Origin of the sequence: Vogesella mureinivorans (genome assembly GCF_007644035.1) — a bacterium.
Classification (GTDB): Bacteria; Pseudomonadota; Gammaproteobacteria; order Burkholderiales; family Chromobacteriaceae; genus Vogesella; species Vogesella mureinivorans.
Genome location: NZ_VMTV02000107.1, coordinates 1 through 350 on the forward strand (window position 1 = coordinate 1; position 350 = coordinate 350).

Genomic DNA, 350 nt, shown 5'->3' on the forward strand with positions numbered 1-350 from the left:
GCCCTGCTCCGACGCGAATCCCATGCCCCTGATCCTCCGCCTCGCCGGCCTGCTGCTGCTTGTTGCCAGCCGCATCGCCCCCGCCATCGACGACTCCGAACTGCTGCCCATCGACGACGCCTTCCGCCTGGAAGCGCGCGCGCTGGACGCCGAATCCGTCGAGCTGCGCTGGCAGATCGCCGAGGGTTATTACCTGTATCGCCACCGCACCGGCGCCGAAGCTGACGGCGAAGGCCTCTCGGCCGGCGAGCTGGCAATGCCGCCCGGCACCCCCTACACCGACGACTTCTTCGGCGATGTCGAAACCTACCGCGGCGAGCTGGTCGCGCGGCTCGACGGCGTACGCGCTG

Annotated in this window: 1 protein-coding gene; it reads left to right on the forward strand. The window is 70.0% G+C overall.

Annotation, left to right across the window (positions count from 1 at the left end):
* Positions 1–22: 22 nt before the first annotated feature.
* The coding region (locus tag FLQ44_RS02850; RefSeq protein WP_276607825.1) for a protein-disulfide reductase DsbD domain-containing protein at positions 23–350 on the forward strand (328 nt) is incomplete at its 3' end.